The organism is Acidithiobacillus ferriphilus (assembly GCF_028215975.1).
Lineage (GTDB): Bacteria > Pseudomonadota > Gammaproteobacteria > Acidithiobacillales > Acidithiobacillaceae > Acidithiobacillus > Acidithiobacillus ferriphilus.
Genome location: NZ_CP116458.1, coordinates 696,133 through 713,554 on the forward strand (window position 1 = coordinate 696,133; position 17,422 = coordinate 713,554).

General features: G+C 56.9%; 15 protein-coding genes and 2 tRNA genes. 16 read left to right on the forward strand and 1 reads right to left on the reverse strand.

What is annotated here, in order from left to right; translation table 11 throughout:
• Positions 1-2: 2 nt before the first annotated feature.
• The 13 genes from PJU76_RS03395 (at position 3) to PJU76_RS03455 (ending at position 10,775) form a co-directional block, all read left to right on the forward strand.
• The gene (locus PJU76_RS03395; RefSeq protein ID WP_271780484.1) at positions 3-1,487 is read left to right on the forward strand and encodes an NADH-quinone oxidoreductase subunit M; all 1,485 of its coding nucleotides are present in this window, start codon (positions 3-5) and stop codon (positions 1,485-1,487) included.
• Between the two features lie 12 nt (positions 1,488-1,499).
• Positions 1,500-2,945 carry an NADH-quinone oxidoreductase subunit NuoN gene (gene nuoN, locus PJU76_RS03400; RefSeq protein WP_271780485.1) on the forward strand — a complete coding sequence of 482 codons (1,446 nt, stop codon included), beginning with the start codon at positions 1,500-1,502 and terminating at the stop codon, positions 2,943-2,945.
• Positions 2,945-3,259, forward strand: coding sequence for a DUF2818 family protein (locus tag PJU76_RS03405; protein ID WP_064219262.1), 315 nt, complete (start codon positions 2,945-2,947; stop codon positions 3,257-3,259). The genes nuoN and PJU76_RS03405 overlap by 1 nt, the downstream gene beginning before the upstream one ends.
• Before the next feature lie 35 nt (positions 3,260-3,294).
• Positions 3,295-3,369: transfer RNA gene (locus PJU76_RS03410), tRNA-Val, on the forward strand.
• Between the two features lie 52 nt (positions 3,370-3,421).
• Positions 3,422-5,356 carry a threonine--tRNA ligase gene (gene thrS / locus PJU76_RS03415; RefSeq protein ID WP_064219263.1) on the forward strand — a complete coding sequence of 645 codons (1,935 nt, stop codon included), beginning with the start codon at positions 3,422-3,424 and terminating at the stop codon, positions 5,354-5,356.
• 34 nt (positions 5,357-5,390) lie between these two features.
• On the forward strand, positions 5,391-5,891 hold the full coding sequence (infC, locus tag PJU76_RS03420; RefSeq protein ID WP_035191398.1) for a translation initiation factor IF-3: 501 nt from the start codon (positions 5,391-5,393) through the stop codon (positions 5,889-5,891).
• Between the two features lie 9 nt (positions 5,892-5,900).
• Positions 5,901-6,098 (forward strand): 50S ribosomal protein L35, encoded by a 198-nt coding sequence (gene rpmI / locus PJU76_RS03425; RefSeq protein ID WP_064219264.1) that lies wholly within the window; start codon positions 5,901-5,903, stop codon positions 6,096-6,098.
• 18 nt (positions 6,099-6,116) lie between these two features.
• Complete coding sequence (gene rplT / locus PJU76_RS03430) at positions 6,117-6,476, forward strand: 50S ribosomal protein L20 (protein ID WP_012537291.1); 360 nt, start codon at positions 6,117-6,119, stop codon at positions 6,474-6,476.
• Positions 6,477-6,496: 20 nt separating this feature from the next.
• Positions 6,497-7,519 (forward strand): phenylalanine--tRNA ligase subunit alpha, encoded by a 1,023-nt coding sequence (locus PJU76_RS03435; protein WP_271780486.1) that lies wholly within the window; start codon positions 6,497-6,499, stop codon positions 7,517-7,519.
• A gap of 9 nt (positions 7,520-7,528) precedes the next feature.
• Entirely contained in the window at positions 7,529-9,925 is a 2,397-nt protein-coding gene (gene pheT, locus PJU76_RS03440) for a phenylalanine--tRNA ligase subunit beta (RefSeq protein ID WP_271780487.1), read from the forward strand.
• A 10-nt stretch (positions 9,926-9,935) separates the two neighbouring features.
• Positions 9,936-10,235 carry an integration host factor subunit alpha gene (locus tag PJU76_RS03445; protein ID WP_064219267.1) on the forward strand — a complete coding sequence of 100 codons (300 nt, stop codon included), beginning with the start codon at positions 9,936-9,938 and terminating at the stop codon, positions 10,233-10,235.
• On the forward strand, positions 10,210-10,662 hold the full coding sequence (locus PJU76_RS03450) for a MerR family transcriptional regulator (protein WP_064219268.1): 453 nt from the start codon (positions 10,210-10,212) through the stop codon (positions 10,660-10,662). Before PJU76_RS03445 ends, PJU76_RS03450 begins: the two co-directional genes overlap by 26 nt.
• A 36-nt stretch (positions 10,663-10,698) precedes the next feature.
• Positions 10,699-10,775 (forward strand) — tRNA-Pro (locus PJU76_RS03455).
• A gap of 90 nt (positions 10,776-10,865) precedes the next feature.
• Here the strand turns inward: PJU76_RS03455 and PJU76_RS03460 are convergent.
• Entirely contained in the window at positions 10,866-11,240 is a 375-nt protein-coding gene (locus PJU76_RS03460) for a type II toxin-antitoxin system HicB family antitoxin (protein ID WP_271780488.1), read from the reverse strand.
• Positions 11,241-11,447: 207 nt separating this feature from the next.
• Here PJU76_RS03460 and PJU76_RS03465 point away from each other — a divergent pair, with 207 nt between their 5' ends.
• From PJU76_RS03465 to PJU76_RS03475, 3 genes are all read left to right on the forward strand, one after another.
• Positions 11,448-13,979: a DEAD/DEAH box helicase family protein gene (locus PJU76_RS03465; RefSeq protein ID WP_271780489.1), complete on the forward strand. Its 2,532-nt coding sequence runs from the start codon at positions 11,448-11,450 to the stop codon at positions 13,977-13,979.
• A gap of 104 nt (positions 13,980-14,083) precedes the next feature.
• On the forward strand, positions 14,084-14,908 hold the full coding sequence (locus PJU76_RS03470; protein WP_271780490.1) for a KilA-N domain-containing protein: 825 nt from the start codon (positions 14,084-14,086) through the stop codon (positions 14,906-14,908).
• A complete protein-coding gene (locus tag PJU76_RS03475; protein ID WP_271780491.1) occupies positions 14,908-17,418 on the forward strand; it encodes an N-6 DNA methylase in 2,511 nt (836 codons plus the stop codon). Before PJU76_RS03470 ends, PJU76_RS03475 begins: the two co-directional genes overlap by 1 nt.
• Positions 17,419-17,422: the final 4 nt, after the last annotated feature.

Consider the following 17,422-nt stretch of genomic DNA (forward strand, 5'->3'; position numbering starts at 1 on the left):
ATATGGCACATTCACCCCTCCTCAGTTATGCCATCTGGGTGCCGATTGTCGGCGGCCTGTTGGTCCTCGCGGTGGGCGACCGCCGCGCCGCGGCAGCGCGCTGGCTGGCGTTGTTGGTATCCCTCGTCACCTTCGCTGTGACCATCCTGCTTTTGACCGGGTTTGATACCCATACGGCAGCGATGCAGTTCAGTGAGAGGATCGCCTGGATCCCCACCCTGGATATTTTTTACCACCTGGGTATTGACGGTATTTCCCTATGGTTTGTCCTGCTCACCGGACTTTTGACCGTCCTCGTGGTTATCAGTTCCTGGCGCAATGTGACGGAGCGGGTAGCGCAATTCATGGCGGCCTTCCTGATCATGGAAGGGACGATGATCGGTGTCTTCTGCGCGCTGGATGCCATCCTCTTCTACGTATTCTGGGAAGCGATGCTCATTCCCATGTTCCTGATTATCGGGGTCTGGGGTGGACCACGGCGGGTATACGCCACCATCAAGTTCTTTCTGTATACCTTTCTGGGATCGGTGTTGATGCTGGTGGCGCTGCTCTATCTGTACTTCCACAGCGGTGACAGCTTCGGTTTGTTGGTGTTTCAGAAAACCCCTTTGGGGATGGGTGCACAAGTTCTCATCTTTCTGGCCTTTTTCTTCGCCTTTGCGGTGAAAATCCCCATGTGGCCAGTGCATACCTGGTTGCCGGATGCGCACGTTGAGGCGCCGACAGGGGGCTCAGTCATCCTCGCCGCAGTCATGCTTAAAATGGGTGCTTATGGTTTCCTACGCTTGAGCCTGCCTATTGTGCCCGATGCCAGTCATAAGCTGGCTTGGCTGATGATAGCCCTGTCCCTGACTGCCATTATTTATGTGGCGCTGGTGGCCATCGTTCAGGAAGATATGAAGAAGCTGATTGCCTATTCTTCCATCGCCCACATGGGCATCGTGACACTGGGCTTTTTTGTATTTGATGGTGTGGCCGTTGAGGGTGGTATTATTCAGATGCTGTCGCACGGCTTTGTCAGTGCGGCCATGTTCCTCTGCGTTGGCGTGCTGTATGACCGAATGCACACCCGCGATATCAAGGCCTACGGTGGTGTAGCCAATGTCATGCCGATTTTCGCCGCGTTGATGATGCTCTTTGCCATGGCTAACGTCGGCCTGCCGGGTACTTCCGGATTTGTCGGCGAATTCATGGTGGTGCTTGGCACGTATCAGGTGAATCCCTGGGCGGCAATTCTGGCGGCCACCGGCCTGATTACTGGTGCCAGTTATACTCTGTGGCTCTTTAAGCGGGTAATTTTCGGCGCTATTACGCATACGGAAGTGGCCGGGTTGAAGGACCTGGACGGGCGGGAAATATTCGTACTCGCCACCTTGGCAGCCTTCATCCTGCTACTGGGTCTCTGGCCGGCGCCTTTCCTCGATATTGTGCACAATTCGGTACAGCATCTGGTCACTCAGGTGTCTCTTTCCAAGATTCCGGCGTAAAGGACCTTGCCTATGAATTCATTCCTTATGCACTGGACTTTCGCCATACCGGAAATCTGGGTATTGACCATGGCCTGCATTGTGTTGCTGGCGGACTTGTTCTGGGGCGACCGTCTGCGTGATCTGGCGGCAGTGCTGACGGTGCTGACCCTGATCGGTGCCGCGGTGCTGACCATTTTTGAAATGGGGCAAAGCGGTATGGCCTTTGCCGGTCTCTTTGTTCTCGATCCATTCACCAATGTCGCCGAGTTGTTCAGTTATCTTGCCGTGCTGATGGTAGTGCTTTACTCCAAGCGCTACCTCGTGGATCGTGGTATTTACCGTGGCGAAGTGTTCGTGCTGCTGCTTTTTGCGCTACTGGGCATTATGGTAATGGCCTCCGGTGGTAGTCTGCTGAGCATTTACCTCGGACTGGAGCTGTTGGCCCTCAGTCAGTATGCCTTGGTCGCCTTTTATCGTGATAGTGTGGTAGCGACGGAAGCTGGCCTGAAGTACTTCGTACTGGGCGCTCTGGCCTCCGGATTGCTGCTCTACGGTATGTCCCTCCTCTACGGGCTGACCGGGACCCTGGACGTGCGGAATATTGCCGACGCGTTGGTGAATGTGACCGCAAGTAACCTGGTACTGGTCTTCGCTATCGTATTTATTGTCGCTGGTATTGCCTTCAAACTGGGTGCGGCGCCCTTTCATATGTGGTTGCCTGACGTCTATCAGGGGGCGCCCACGGTGATAACCGCCTTCCTCGCCTCGGCACCAAAAATTGGTGCTTTTGCCTTGATCATTCGTCTGCTGGTAGATGGTGGCTACGGAATGCTGGGATCCTGGCAGCAGATTTTTGTCGCGCTGACCCTGGTATCCCTGGTGGTCGGTAATGTGATCGCTATTGCCCAGCAGAATATTAAGCGGATGCTGGCGTATTCCACCGTCGCTCATGTCGGATTCCTGTCCCTGGGCATTGTCGCAGGTACCGAGACCGGACTGGCCAGCGCGTTCTTCTATACGGTCGTCTATGTGCTGATGTCCTTGGCGGGCTTTGGCATGATCTTGTTACTCAGCCGGGTAGGCTTTGAGGCGGAACGCATTGATGATTTCAAAGGTCTCGCCCAGCGCAAACCCTGGTATGCCTTCATGATGCTGATCATCATGTTTTCCATGGCGGGGGTGCCACCAACGGTGGGTTTTTATGCCAAGCTGGCGGTGTTTCAGGCCGTCATTACCGCCGGATATGTCTGGCTCGCGGTGATCGGCGTACTGCTGGCGGTGATCGGAGCATTTTATTATCTGCGTGTGGTCAAAGTGATGTACTTTGACCACACCGATGCCGAGGCAGGGGTTATCGTGCGTGATGATCTGGCGAGTACCGCATTAAGCATCAACAGTCTGGCGCTGTTGGTGCTCGGCATCCTGCCGGGGCCGCTGATGGCCTTTTGTTTCTATGCCATGCAGGGAGTGATTTGATGAGTATGCAAGACTGGGCGCTAGCCTATATCGCACTGGCTTTTATCGCAGCTAATCTGCCGTGGTTGAGTGATCGCCTGTTCTTTTTTCGCGCCACGGCCAATGGAAAAGCGTTGCAATGGTACCTGCTCGAGTGGCTGGTAATGTACGTCATCGTCGGCGTCATCGGTACAAGCATAGAGTATAACCTGGATGGTCGAATTCACGATCAGGGTTGGGAGTTTTATGCGGTTGCCTTGTGCATGTTCGCCGTTTTTGCGATTCCGGGCTTTATCTGGCGTTTTAATGTACGACCGATATTGCGTAGATCTTGACGTGTGGCCTGCTAGTCGGTACATTCACCGGCTGCAGGCGCGTAGCTCAGGGGGAGAGCGCTACCTTGACACGGTAGAGGTCGGCGGTTCGAAACCGCCCGTGCCTACCAAATCCCGCACCAGAGGGGCAATGCTCACTGGTGCTTTTTCTTTGGAGGAAGCATGCCCGATATCCTGTTGCCGGACGGTAGCCATCGTCAGTTCCCGGAGCCCGTAAGCGGGCTGGCGCTGGCGCATGCGATCGGCAGCGGTCTGGCTAAGGCCGCAGTGGCCATGCGGGTCAATGGCAGACTCAAAGACCTCTCGACGATGCTGGATCAGGATGCTGAAGTGGCGATCGTTACGCGTGAGAGCGCTGACGGCCTGGAAGTGATCCGCCATTCGACCGCGCATCTGATGGCTCAGGCGGTGCAGTCGCTCTATCCGGAAGCTCAGGTAACCATCGGGCCGGTCATTGCCAACGGTTTTTACTACGATTTCGCCTTTGAGCGCGGCTTTACCCCAGAGGATCTCGAAGCCATTGAAGAGCGGATGCGCGCGCTGGTTAAGGAAAATCTGCCGGTGCACCGTGAGTTGCTATCCCGCGAAGACGCCATCGCCCTGTTTGAAAAGATGGGCGAAGACTACAAAGTCGAAATTGTCCGCGCTATTCCCGAAGGTGAATCCCTGAGCCTGTACCGGCAGGGAGATTTTGTGGACTTGTGTCGTGGTCCTCATGTGCCGTCGACGGGCTCTTTGGGAGCATTCAAATTGCAGCGGGTAGCGGGTGCCTACTGGCGTGGTGATTCGCGTAATCCCATGTTGCAGCGCATTTATGGCACTGCCTGGGCACAGCAAAAAGATCTGGATGCTTACCTGCAGCAGCTTGCGGAAGCCGAGAAACGCGATCATCGGCGCATCGGCACCGAATTAGATCTTTTTTCTATTCAGGAAGATGCTGGTGGTGGGCTGGTATTCTGGCACCCCAGTGGCGCGCGGGTACGCCGGGTCATTGAAGATTTCTGGCGTAGCGCTCACATCGAGGCGGGTTACGAACTGCTCTACACGCCGCATATTGCCCACGAGCAGTTGTGGTTCACCTCCGGACACAAGGACTTTTACGCCGAGTCCATGTTCGATCCGATGCAGGACGAAGGCCAGCCGTACCAGCTCAAGCCCATGAATTGCCCTTTCCACATTCTGATTTACAAAGACAAGCTGCATTCCTACCGCGATTTCCCCATTCGCTGGGCCGAGTTGGGTACGGTCTACCGCCATGAAATGTCTGGTGCTTTACATGGCCTGATGCGCGTGCGCGGCTTTACCCAAGATGATGCCCATGTTTTTTGTCGACCCGATCAGATAGAGGCGGAAATTCTCGGCGTGTTGGCGCTGGTCCAGAAAATTCTCGGCACCTTCGGTTTCAGCCAATACGAAATAAACTTGTCCACCCGCCCCGAGCATTCGGTGGGCAGTGACGAGATTTGGGATGCGGCTACCCAGGCGCTGCGCAACGCCTTGGAGCGTGCCGGCCTGGCCTATCAAGTAGATGAAGGCGGTGGCGCATTTTATGGTCCAAAAATTGATCTGAAAATCCAGGACGCTATTGGTCGCAAGTGGCAGTGCAGTACAGTGCAGCTGGATTTCAACCTGCCGGAGCGCTTTGCCATGGAATATGTGGCGGAAGACGGTGCGCGTAAGGTGCCGATCATGGTACATCGCGCCATCTTCGGCTCTATCGAGCGTTTCTTCGGTGTGTTGATTGAGCATTACGAAGGTAAATTTCCACTTTGGCTCGCTCCGGTGCAGGCCGTAGTGTTGCCCATCAGCGAGCATTACGCGGCATATGCCATATCGGTAAGCGATGCCTTGGTGAAGCGCGGCATCCGTGCGGAAACGGACTTGAGAAACGAGAAGATAGGTTATAAGATACGCGCCCAGACTTTGCGCCGCGTGCCCTATCTGCTGGTGGTTGGGGAACGGGAAAAAGCAGCGGATACGGTGGCGGTGCGGGATCGGGATGGCCAGGATCTCGGTGCCCTGACCATAGACGCCGTGGGCGTCGCTCTGCAGAAGATGGATCGGGAGCGGCTGAACACCCTGGAGTGGCAAGGCTAGCGAGGAGGATAAGGCAATCGCGACAGAGAAAGAAGTGAATATCAATCGGGAAATTACCGCAGCGCGGGTCCGGTTGATAGGTGTCGAGGGGGAACAGTTAGGTGTGTTATCCTTCATGGAGGCTATCGCTGCTGCAGAAGAGGTTGAACTGGATCTTGTCGAGATCGCCCCGCAAGCCGATCCTCCCGTATGCCGGATTATGGACTACGGAAAGTTTCGTTTTCAGGAGAGCAAACGCCAGCATGACGCAAAACGTCGGCAGAAACAGACGCAGGTGAAGGAAGTAAAGTTTCGCCCGCGTACAGATGATGCCGATTATCAGATCAAACTGCGTAATATTCTGCGTTTTATTGAAGACGGAGATCGCGCGAAAATTACGTTGCGCTTTCGCGGTCGTGAAATGTCGCATCCCGAATTGGGCATGGAAGTGCTCAACCGGGTAGAAAAGGATTTAACGGAAGTGGGTGTGGTTGAACAACGGCCACGCATGGAAGGGCGACAAATGGTGATGATTGTCGCGCCGCGGAAAAAATAGGAGACCATCGTGCCAAAAATGAAAACCAATCGTGGGGCGGCTAAGCGCTTTAAGCGTACCGGCTCCGGTAAATTTAAGCATCGTCAGGCTTTTCTGAATCACATACTGACGAGTAAGACGACCAAACGGAAGCGCCATTTGCGCCATACTTTGGTTACTTCAGGTAGCGATCAGGCCGCATTGCGGCGTATGCTTCCTTACGGTTGATGATAGAGGAACAGTACCATGTCTAGAGTAAAACGTGGCGTAACCGCCCACGCCCGCCACAAGAAAGTTCTGGCTCGTGCCAAGGGCTTCCGTGGTCAGCGCAAGAGCAATTATCGCATTGCCCATCAGGCGGTGATGAAGGCTCTGACTTATGAGTATCGCGATCGCCGGACCAAGAAGCGTGATTTCCGTAGTTTGTGGATCGTGCGTATCAACGCGGCGGCGCGTTCTGAGGGGGTGACCTATAGTCGGTTCATGAACGGCCTGTTGCGCGCGGGTATCCAGTTGGATCGCAAGGTTCTGGCGGATATCGCCGTGCGTGACAAGGCGGCATTCTCCCGTCTCGTCGAGGTGGTCAAAGGTCAGTTGGCAGCCTGACGGTGGCGGAGGCTGTGGCGATGTTTTTGCAATCCATGGCCCCCGTCGCGACGGCCGCCCGAGAGATTGCGGCAGCCGCCGACTTGAATACCCTGGAACAGATTCGCCTTCAATGGCTCGGTAAGAAGGGTGTTATCACCCAGGCCATGCAACAGCTCGGGCAATTATCGCCAGAGGCGCGGCGGGAAGCCGGGCAGTTGCTCAACGAGCGTAAGCTCGAAGTGCAATTGCTTTTGCAGGAGCGCAAAGGACAACTCGAAAGGGCGGTCATACAGGCACGCCTGCAGCAAGAGCGACTGGATGTGACCCTGCCGGGGCGGCGTGTGGCTGGTGGGTCTACCCATCCTATTCGGCAGACTCTGGAGTGGATCGAGCATTATTTCTCCAGGCTGGGTTTTGAAACCAGCGATGGTCCCGAAATAGAGGACGATTACCATAATTTTTCTGCGCTCAATATTCCGGAAGATCATCCTGCGCGTGCGATGCATGATACCTTTTATCTGGATGCGATGCGTCTCTTGCGTACGCAAACCTCGACGGTTCAGATTCGCTTTCTTGAAATGCACCAGCCCCCGCTACGTATGATCGCCACTGGTCGAGTGTACCGGCGCGACTCCGATATCACCCACACGCCGATGTTTCATCAAGTCGAGGGTCTGTTGCTTGACGAGCACGCCAGTTTCGCCGACTTGCGTGGTTTATTAACAGACTTTCTCCAGGAGTTTTTTGAAAAACCCGATCTCCCGCTACGCTTCCGTCCATCCTACTTTCCCTTCACGGAGCCTTCTGCCGAAATTGATATAGGTTGCCTCATCTGTGGCGGCTCCGGCTGCCGGGTCTGCAAGCAGACTGGTTGGCTGGAGGTGTTGGGCTGCGGAATGGTGCATCCGGCGGTGCTGGCTGGCGCTGGCGTCGATGGCGAGCGCTTCAGTGGCTTTGCCTTTGGGATGGGCGTTGAGCGTCTTACCATGCTGCGTTATGGAGTGAATGATCTGCGTCTCTTCTTCGAGAATGATCTGCGCTTCCTCAAACAGTTTTCCTGAGGACCCATCATGCGCGTCAGCATTCAGTGGCTTCGTGAATTATTGGACACCTCCTGGGATACGGAGGAAATTGCCCAGCGACTGACCATGGGCGGCATTGAGGTGGAGGCCGTCGAGGACGCCGCACCGGCTTTTCATGGTGTGGTCGTGGCTGCCGTTCAATCTGTTGCAGCCCATCCGGCAGCGGACAAGCTACGGGTGGCGCAGGTGGATGTGGGCGATGGACGATTGCGTACCATTGTCTGTGGAGCGGATAACCTGACAGTGGGGCAGCGGGTACCCTTGGCGATGCCCGGTGCCGGCTTGCCTGGCGGTCGCGATATTGTTATTTCGGCACTGCGCGGCATCACCTCGGAGGGGATGCTTTGCGCCGCGGCTGAGTTGGGGCTGGACGACGGCAGCAGCGGGTTGTTGATTTTGGATGCAGATGCACCTATCGGTGCCGACTTGCGTGACCATCTGGGTTTGGACGACCAGGTGCTGACCTTGGGAATAACGCCAAACCGTGGTGATGCGCTTTCCGTGCTAGGCGTGGCGAGAGACTTATGCGCACTCGGTGCGGGCACACTGCGCAATCCTGTGGAAGCGATGGCGGAATGTTCCTGGATGACCTTTGGCCCCGGGGGGGCGTCAACGCCAGATGATTTTTCCGTGCATATTGCGACAGCGGCGCAGGGTGCCTGCCCCTCTTATACTGCGTTGTGGATAGATGGTGTACCGCAACGTTTGCCGGATCGTCTGCATGAACGCTTGCGGCGTGCTGGACAGCGCTGTATCCATCCGGTAGTTGATCTATTGAATCTGTACATGCTCGAAACCGGACAGCCGCTGCACGCCTTTGATGCGAAAACTTTGCAAGGAGAACTCAGCATACGCTGGGCGCAGGATGGCGAGGTTCTCGACGCACTGGATGGCCGGGATTTGCCGCTGGCATCCGATATGCTGGTAATCGCTGACCGTGCCGGTCCGGTGGCTCTGGCGGGCGTTATTGGTGGGCGGCGTACTGCCGTATCAGCACAGACCCAATCCATTGTTCTGGAGTCTGCTTTTTTTCAGCCTAAGGTTATTCAAGGCCGTGCGCGCCGTCTGGGTTTACAGACAGATGCCGCCATGCGCTTCGAGCGCGGTGTTGATTTTGCGCTGGCGCCAGCGGTGGCCGCGACCGTCCTGACACGACTGGCCACCCTGGGCAAAGCCGATTTACGGGAAACGTGGTCCCATACGGTGCTCGGCCAGTTACCGGAGCATGCTCCGATTACGTTGCGTCGGGCGCGACTGACGCGCATTCTGGGTATGGATTATGAGGATACCGTGGTCGAGACAGCGCTGACCCGTCTGGGGCTGCGCGTTAGTGAAATTCCCGATGGTTGGCAGGCGATTTCCCCCAGCCACCGCTTTGATCTGCACATCGAGGCAGACTTGATCGAGGAGGTGGGCCGGATATACGGCTATGAGCGATTGCCTGTCCATCGACCAGTGGGCACCCTGCAGCCCTTGGCTATGGCGAGAGGGCCACAACCGGCTACTTTACGTGGCATCCTGCAAGCGCGTGATTATCATGAGGTGATCACCTACAGTTTTATTTCCCGTCAGGCGCAGGATGTTTTTACCCCGAATGCTGACGCGCCGGCCCTGCTCAATCCCCTGTCTACGGATTTGGCCGTCATGCGTGCCAGTCTCTGGCCGGGCCTGATGCAAGCGCTCCAGTTCAATGTGAAGCGGCAGCAGGATCGGGTGCGAATTTTTGAATTGGGGCGGGTGTTTTCTGCGAATGGCCAGCGCCTTGTCCTGGGCGGTTGTATGGTCGGCGCAGCCGACCGGGAAAGTTGGGCGCAGCCACAGCGTGCGGCCGATTTCTACGACTTGAAGGGGGATGTGAGTGCTTTGCTTGCGCTGTGGCCGGAGACGGAGTTTTCTTTCCGGCCGCTGACGGATCATCCGGCTTTGCATCCGGGACAGGCCGCAGAAATTTGGGTGGCAGATCAGCGGGTGGGTATGCTCGGTGCGCTACATCCGACGCTTGCGGCAGAGTGTGACCTGGACAAATCGCCGTTTTTCTTCTATTTGGATATAGAATGCTTGGATGGTCTGGTGAATGTCTCCCGGTTCAGGCCGCTGTCGCCTTTCCCAGCGTTGCGGCGGGATATGGCTTTAGTGATCCCGGATGATATTCCGGCAGGGACAGTGTTGAACGTCATGCGGCTAAACGCATCGGGCATTGTTAAGGAAATTACGATTTTTGATCGGTATCAGGGCGCTTCTTTGAAGATGGGGACATACAGTTTGGCCTTTGCGCTGCTCTTGCAAGATGCTGAGCGGACGCTGACTGACGCAGATGTACAAGCAGAAATGGATCGGTTGCTGGTTGCCGTGCGGCGACTCGGTTCCATCGGACTCAGGGCATAGGGAGAATAATATGGCGGTGACTAAAGCAGAAATCGTGGATATGCTGTTCGAGAGTATGGGTCTTAACAAGCGGGAAGCCAAAGGTATTGTTGAAGCCTTGTTTGATGGCATTCGTGAGAATTTGGCGCGGGGTGAAGAAGTGAAGCTGTCCGGCTTTGGCAATTTTACATTGCGCGACAAAAATCCTCGTCCCGGCCGTAACCCCAAGACAGGCGTGGAGATTACCATTACGGCACGGCGCGTGGTGACTTTCCATCCGAGTCAAAAACTCAAAGCCTACGTGAATGGTAGCGCACCAGACAACGGCTAAGGGAAAGGCGGGCAAAGACCTCGCACCACTCCCCGAGATACCCGAGAAGCGGTATTTCTCGATTAGCGAGGCCGCCCTGCTCTGCGGGGTGAAAGCGCATGTGCTACGCTACTGGGAGCAGGAGTTTCCACAACTTAGTCCCTTAAAAAGAAAGGGTAATCGGCGCTACTATCAAAGTCATGATTTGCTGCTGGCCCGGCAGATTCGTCTGCTGCTCTATGGTGAGGGATATACCATTCATGGTGCCCGCGAGCGGATGCAGGTCTTAACGCATGCGGCACGCCAGGAACATTTAGAAGAACAGACGCGGTTAGAGCTGGAAGTGGCCGATTCCCCAGGTCAGATCAGGGTGGTGGGTGATGGTCGTCTACAATATTTACGTGCAGAGTTGTCGGCACTACTGAATTTGTGCCGTCATGGGCATTGACCAGAGTCAGGTTTCAACAGTATATTACCGGCTTCGCGGGGCGTAGCGCAGCCTGGTAGCGCACCTGAATGGGGTTCAGGTGGTCGGAGGTTCAAATCCTCTCGCCCCGACCAATTAAATCAAATGGTTATGAAATGTCATGATTGCGCAGGACGGCGGTTTCCTGCCAAATGACCATTTACACAAAAGTTCTTACCCCCCAGTCAGCAGCTCGCTGCATTTTTCAGAACCTCCGCCGCCCACTGATTAAGACTTTTCCCGGATGCTTGAGCGGCAACGAGCACCGCGCCATGGACTTCCGGCGGCACCCGGAGCATGAGGTTTCCGGAGGCGGGTTTCTCTGGAGAAATACCTTGGGCTGCGCAATCTTCCAAGTAATCATCCACTGCGGCAATGAATTGGGCGCGCAGTTCGACGACCGTTTCTCCGTGAAAACCGATGATGGGGCGCACCCCAAGCTTGACCCGCGAGCCTTCGCGTTCCAAGACCTCGCCGCCGAGTGCAAGGATGAGCGACTCAATATCGGCAAATACGACGGTCGTCAGCCATGCCTGCCGGTGTGATGCTACAGTCGCCAATGCCTCAGTCCCAGGTCAGAAGGTGCCGAACTGATTGCGCGGCAAGTTGCCGACCGACCGACCGTCCAGCATACTGATCCCATAAGAGTACGCTGGGATCGGCCCCAAGGGTCTCCCAGTCCTCCATAGAAAGGGAAACCGCATGGCCGCTGAACAGAGTTCCGTCCTTATCCTCACCCGACCACCATCGCTGGAATAGGACCCTGAATGCCCGATAAGGAAGCCACAGCCCGTATCAAGATCAACAAGCTGCTCGAAGCGGCTGACTGGCGTTTCTTCGCGGATGGTAGCGCGCCCGCGAACATTCGCCTCGAACCCAGTGTCACGATCAAGTCAACCGACCTGGACGCGCTCGGCGCCAACTTCGAGAAGAGCACAAAAGGCTTCGTCGACTTTCTCTTGCTCGATGCCAAAGGCTTTCCGCTGCTTGTCCTCGAAGCTAAAGCCGAAGACAAAAATCCGCTCGTCGGTAAAGAGCAGGCGCGCAAATACGCCAAGTCCCAGAACTGCCGATTCGTCATTCTTTCCAACGGCAACTTGCACTACTTCTGGGATCTCGAACGCGGCAGCCCCTACGTCATCACCTCGTTTCCGACGCCGGACTCGGTTACCGGCTACCAGAAGGTCACGCCCAATCCGCAGCGACTGATCGAAGAGCAGGTCGGCGAGGACTATATCGTTCGCACCCAGCGTCCGAACTACGCAGCCGAAGCCGCCTGGCAAAACGAAGCGGAGCGCCCCGGCTACATTCAGGTCAACAAGCTGCGCTTTCTCCGGCCGTATCAGCTAAAGGCCATCCACAGCCTTCAGACCGCAGTCGGCGATGGCAAAGACCGTTTCCTGTTCGAGATGGCCACCGGCACCGGCAAGACCCTCACCGCCGCCGCCGTAATCAAGCTGTTTCTGCGTTCGGGCAACGTGCGGCGCGTACTGTTCCTGGTTGATCGTCTTGAGCTGGAGGACCAGGCCAAGAAGTCCTTTAATGACGTGCTGTCGGCCGACTATCAGACCGTGATCTACAAAGAGAACCGGGACGACTGGAGACGCGCCGAGGTGGTCGTGACCACCGTGCAGTCCTTGCTCTTCAACAACAAGTACCAGAAGCTCTTCTCGCCGACCGACTTCGATCTCGTCATCTCCGACGAAGCGCACCGCTCGATCGGCGGTAATGCCCGCGCCGTGTTCGACTACTTCATCGGCTACAAGCTGGGCCTTACGGCGACGCCGCGCGATTACCTGCGCCGCTTCGACGGCGCAAAACCCGGCACCCGCGACCCGCGCGAGGCCGAACGACGCCTGCTGCTCGACACCTACCGCACCTTCGGCTGCGAGAACAGTCAGCCGACCTTTCGCTACTCCCTGCTCGATGGCGTGAAGGAAGGCTTCCTGATCAACCCGACCGTGGTGGATGCCCGCACCGAGGTCACCACCACGCTGCTTTCCGAAGAGGGCTTCGTCGTCTCGTTCACCGATGACACCGGCGAAGACCAGCAGCAGGCCTTCAAGCAGCGCGAGTTCGAGAAACGTTTCTTCGCCGACACCACCAACCAGCTCCTGTGCAAGACGTTTCTGGAAAACGCGCTGCGCGATCCGGTCAGCGGCGAAATCGGCAAGTCGATCATCTTTGCCGTCAGCCAGAACCACGCCGCCAAGCTGGCGCAGATACTCAATCAGATGGCCGACCGCATGTTTCCGGCCAAGTACCAGTCCGACTTTGCCGTGCAGGTCACCTCCCAGATACCCGACGCCCAGCAGTTCGCCATCAACTTCGCCAACAACAACCTGCTCGGCTCCGGCAACTTCATCCCCACCTACAAGACCAGCAAGGCGCGCATCTGCGTTACCGTTGGCATGATGACCACCGGCTACGACTGCACCGACATCCTCAACATCGGTCTGTTCCGCCCGATCTTCTCGCCTACCGACTTCATCCAGATCAAGGGACGCGGCACACGCAAGCACGACTTCCGCGCGGCGCTCTTCGACGACACCATCAAGGAAGGCGTGCAACAGCCCATAAAGACCGCGTTCAAACTCTTCGACTTTTTCGCCAACTGCGAATACTTCGAGGAAGATTTCAACTACGACGAAGTGCTGAAGCTGCCGCCACCCAAGGGCAAAGGCAGCGGCGGCCAAGGCCCGGTGGTCGTGGGCGGCACCTATGAGCACCTCGGCGACGACATCGTCTTGATGGTCAAGGAAGAGACCATCGGTTGCGAAGGCATGAAGATCGACCGCATGTTCTTCGAGAAGTTTGAAGACGTGGTCCGCGCCAATGACACCGTCGCCGCCGCCGTTGAAGCCGGGCAGTGGGACCGCGTCATCGACTACGTCAACCGCGAGGTCTTCGACAAGCCCGAGGAATACTACACCCTCGACAAGCTGCGCAAGGCCGCCGCCGTGGACCGCCGCCTGACCCTGCGCGAAATCCTGGAAAAGGTCTTCGGCCTCATCCCGCGCTTCAAGTCCAAGGATGAGTTGTTGGAGGAAGAGTTCTCCAAGTTCGTCGCCGACCGCGTGCCCGAGCCACCCTCGGCCATCCCGGCCATCAAGACCTACTTCAAGGCCTACGTCACCAGCAACCGGGTGCGCGACATCATTGACAGCAGGCAGTTCACCGATCTGGCGACCAACCCATACTTCACCACCCACGATTTCAGAGCCGTGCCCCAGCAGTACCGCACGCTCGTCCCCGAATACATCAAGGACTACGTCTCCTTGAACCAGTTCGCACCCTAAACCATGAATCCAACCAGGCAGTGCTTTAATTGCGGCGAATTCGCCATAGTTAAACCCCTCGAAATCGAGGGGTTTGGCACCGCTCCATATGAGAGACCAACCCTATGATCAAACCAAAGAAAAGCACCATCGAGGTTCAGGGAACGTCCATTGGCATCCTTTCGGGGCCGGACGGTGATTACATTTCGCTTACCGACATGGTGCGGAACTTCGATGGTGGCGGTGCGCTGATTGAGCAATGGCTAAAAAACAAGGATACCGTCCTGTTTCTCGGCGTGTGGGAGCGAATTAACAACCCTGATTTTAATTCCCTCGAATTCGAGGGAATTAAAAATGAAGCTGGGCGGAACAGTTTCTTCCTGTCAGCCAAGAAATTGATCGCACTGACTGGCGCCAAAGGGCTGGTCGCAAGTGCAGGCCGCTATGGCGGCACGTATGCCCACCGTGACATTGCCTTTGAATTCGGCTCATGGCTCAGCCCGGAATTTAAACTCTACCTCATCAAGGAATTCCAGCGCCTCAAGGACGAGGAGAACGATCGGCTCAAGCTCGGGTGGAATCTCCAGCGCACCCTGTCCAAGATCAACTACCGCATCCACACCGATGCCATCCGAGAGACGCTCATCCCGCCTGCCATCACCAAGTCGCAGGCATCGCGGGTCTATGCCAACGAAGCGGACTTACTCAATGTCGCCCTCTTTGGCCAGACCGCCAAACAATGGCGCGATGCCAACCCCGATGCGGAGGGCAACATCCGCGACCACGCGCCGCTGGAGCAACTGGTCGTCCTGACGAATCTGGAAAGCCTCAACGCCGTCCTCATCCGCCAGGGGCTGCCCCAGCCAGAGCGCCTGCAAAAGCTCAACGAAATCGCCATCTCCCAGATGCGCACCCTCCTGACTGACGCCACCATGAAGCGCCTGAAATAATGCTCGACACCGACACCAAACGCCGCATCGACACCGCCCGCGACATTCTCGTCGGCAAAGTGCCCGACCCCAAATCCCAGGTCGAGCAAATCACCATCGCGCTGATTTACAAATTCATGGATGACATGGACGCCGAAAGCGAGGAGCTCGGCGGCAAGCGCAAGTTCTTCACCGGCGACTACGCCCGCTACGGCTGGGCCAAGCTCATGGCGCCCTCCCTCGGCGGTCACGAAATGCTCGGCCTCTACGGCGAAGGCATTGCCAAGATGCCAGAGAATCCCGGCATTCCCGCGCTCTTCCGCGACATCTTCAAGAACGCCTACCTGCCGTACCGCGACCCCGAGACGCTCAAGGCCTTCCTCAAGATCATCGACGAATTCAGTTACGACCACAGCGAGCGCCTCGGCGACGCCTTCGAGTATCTGCTCAGCGTTTTGGGCAGTCAGGGCGATGCCGGCCAGTTCCGCACCCCGCGCCACATCATCGACTTCATGGTCGAGGTCCTCGCCCCGCAGAAAAACGAAACCATTCTCGACCCCGCCTGCGGTACCGCCGGCTTCCTCATCTCCGCCTACAAGCACATCCTGCGCGCCAACACCGACGCCAAGGGTCACAGCACGCTCACGCCCGACGACAAGGGCCGCCTCGCCAAAAACTTCAAGGGCTACGACATCTCGCCCGACATGGTGCGCCTCTCGCTGGTGAACCTGTATCTGCACGGCTTCACCGATCCGCACATTTTTGAATACGACACCCTCACCTCCGAGGAACGCTGGAACGAGTTCGCCGACGTCATCCTCGCCAACCCGCCCTTCATGTCGCCGAAAGGCGGCATCAAGCCACACAAGCGCTTTTCCATCCAGGCCAAGCGCAGCGAAGTGCTGTTCGTCGATTACATGGCCGAGCACCTCACGCCCAGCGGGCGCGCCGGCATCATCGTGCCAGAGGGCATCATCTTCCAGAGCCAGACCGCCTACAAAGAGCTGCGCAGGATGCTCGTCGAGAATTCCCTCGTCGCCGTGGTGTCGCTTCCGGCGGGCTGCTTCAATCCCTACTCCGGGGTGAAGACGTCCATCCTCATCCTCGATAAATCGCTGGCCAAACAAAGCGACACCATCGCCTTCTTCAAAGTGGAGAACGATGGTTTCGGCCTCGGCGCCCAGCGCCGCGCCATCGACAAGAACGACCTGCCGCAGGTTCAAGCCGAACTCGCTGGCTACCTCCAAGCCCTACGGGCCAATGCGTCCACCGAGACCATTCTCGCCCTTACGTCCACCGCCCAGATCGTGCCGAAAGAAAAGATCGCCGCGAATGGCGACTACAACCTCAGCGGCGAGCGGTATCGGGAGGGGGCGGCACGCGCTTCGTTCTTTCCGAACGTCCCACTTGGCGAAGTGTGCGATCTCATCGGCGGTGCAACTCCGTCCAAACAGGATGAGTCGTATTGGACAAACGGCACGGTGAAATGGATTTCATCAAAGCACATCGACGAATGCGGACTCATCACCGCTTACGAACTTATTTCCAAGAAGGCGGTTGAAGCGACTTCCACAAGAGTTGCTCCCAAAGGATCGACCATCATCATCACCCGCGTCTCTGTCGGGAAGTTCGCATTCGCAAACGACGACTACGCCATCAATCAAGACCTCACGGCACTTGTATCGAAAGACAATGAGCGCCTCGCACCTGAGTTCATCCGTGTCGCCGCCCATCACATCGCTCAAGTGGTTGAGCGCAATGCGGAGGGAATCGGTGTTCGTGGAGTGACGCGGAGTTTTCTCTCCGAGCTCCAAATCCCCCTGCCGCCGCTGGCGGTACAAAAGGAGATCGTGGCGGAGATCGAGGGCTACCAAAAAGTCATCAACGGCGCTCGCGCCGTCCTCGATCACTACCGCCCCTACATCCCCATCCACCCCGACTGGCCGATGGTGGAGTTGGGCGAAGTCTGCGACGCCATCGTTACAGGCCCGTTCGGCAGCGCTCTTCACCAGACCGACTACGTTGATGACGGTATCCCCGTCATCAATCCAGCAAACATTGTCGATGGAACGATCAGCACTGACGGTGTGAAAATGGTTTCACCCGCCACCCGAGACCGACTCAAGGAGTTCACCGTCCGCGAAAACGATATTGTCATTGGCCGACGTGGCGAGATGGGAAGATGCGGTGTGGTTACTTCGAGAATGAACGGCTGGCTTTGTGGCACTGGTAGTTTTGTCATTCGTCTCAAGGACGAGTGCCTTGCCCGTTTCGCTTTCTTCCAGATCGCTTCGCCGAAGGTGAAACAGTATCTTGAAGAGCAGGCGATTGGTGTCACCATGAAAAATCTCAATCAGGGAATCCTGTCTGCGATTCAAATCCCCCTCCCACCCCTCGCCACCCAGCAAGCCATCGTCGCCGAGATCGAAGCCGAACAAGCGCTGGTCGCCGCCAATCGCGAACTGATCGCCCGCTTCGAGAAGAAGATCCAGGCCGCCCTCGCACGCGTGTGGGGCGAGACAGCCATCTAAGGAA

Excerpts from the sequence above, each read along its gene's own strand:
- PJU76_RS03470 (WP_271780490.1), top strand. The coding sequence starts at position 14,084 with ATGATCAAACCAAAGAAAAGCACCATCGAGGTTCAGGGAACGTCCATT.
- pheT (WP_271780487.1), top strand. The coding sequence starts at position 7,529 with ATGCGCGTCAGCATTCAGTGGCTTCGTGAATTATTGGACACCTCCTGG.
- PJU76_RS03395 (WP_271780484.1), top strand. The coding sequence starts at position 3 with ATGGCACATTCACCCCTCCTCAGTTATGCCATCTGGGTGCCGATTGTC.
- thrS (WP_064219263.1), top strand. The coding sequence starts at position 3,422 with ATGCCCGATATCCTGTTGCCGGACGGTAGCCATCGTCAGTTCCCGGAG.
- PJU76_RS03450 (WP_064219268.1), top strand. The coding sequence starts at position 10,210 with ATGGTAGCGCACCAGACAACGGCTAAGGGAAAGGCGGGCAAAGACCTC.
- PJU76_RS03475 (WP_271780491.1), top strand. The coding sequence starts at position 14,908 with ATGCTCGACACCGACACCAAACGCCGCATCGACACCGCCCGCGACATT.
- rplT (WP_012537291.1), top strand. The coding sequence starts at position 6,117 with ATGTCTAGAGTAAAACGTGGCGTAACCGCCCACGCCCGCCACAAGAAA.
- PJU76_RS03435 (WP_271780486.1), top strand. The coding sequence starts at position 6,497 with ATGTTTTTGCAATCCATGGCCCCCGTCGCGACGGCCGCCCGAGAGATT.
- nuoN (WP_271780485.1), top strand. The coding sequence starts at position 1,500 with ATGAATTCATTCCTTATGCACTGGACTTTCGCCATACCGGAAATCTGG.
- PJU76_RS03465 (WP_271780489.1), top strand. The coding sequence starts at position 11,448 with ATGCCCGATAAGGAAGCCACAGCCCGTATCAAGATCAACAAGCTGCTC.
- PJU76_RS03445 (WP_064219267.1), top strand. The coding sequence starts at position 9,936 with ATGGCGGTGACTAAAGCAGAAATCGTGGATATGCTGTTCGAGAGTATG.
- PJU76_RS03405 (WP_064219262.1), top strand. The coding sequence starts at position 2,945 with ATGAGTATGCAAGACTGGGCGCTAGCCTATATCGCACTGGCTTTTATC.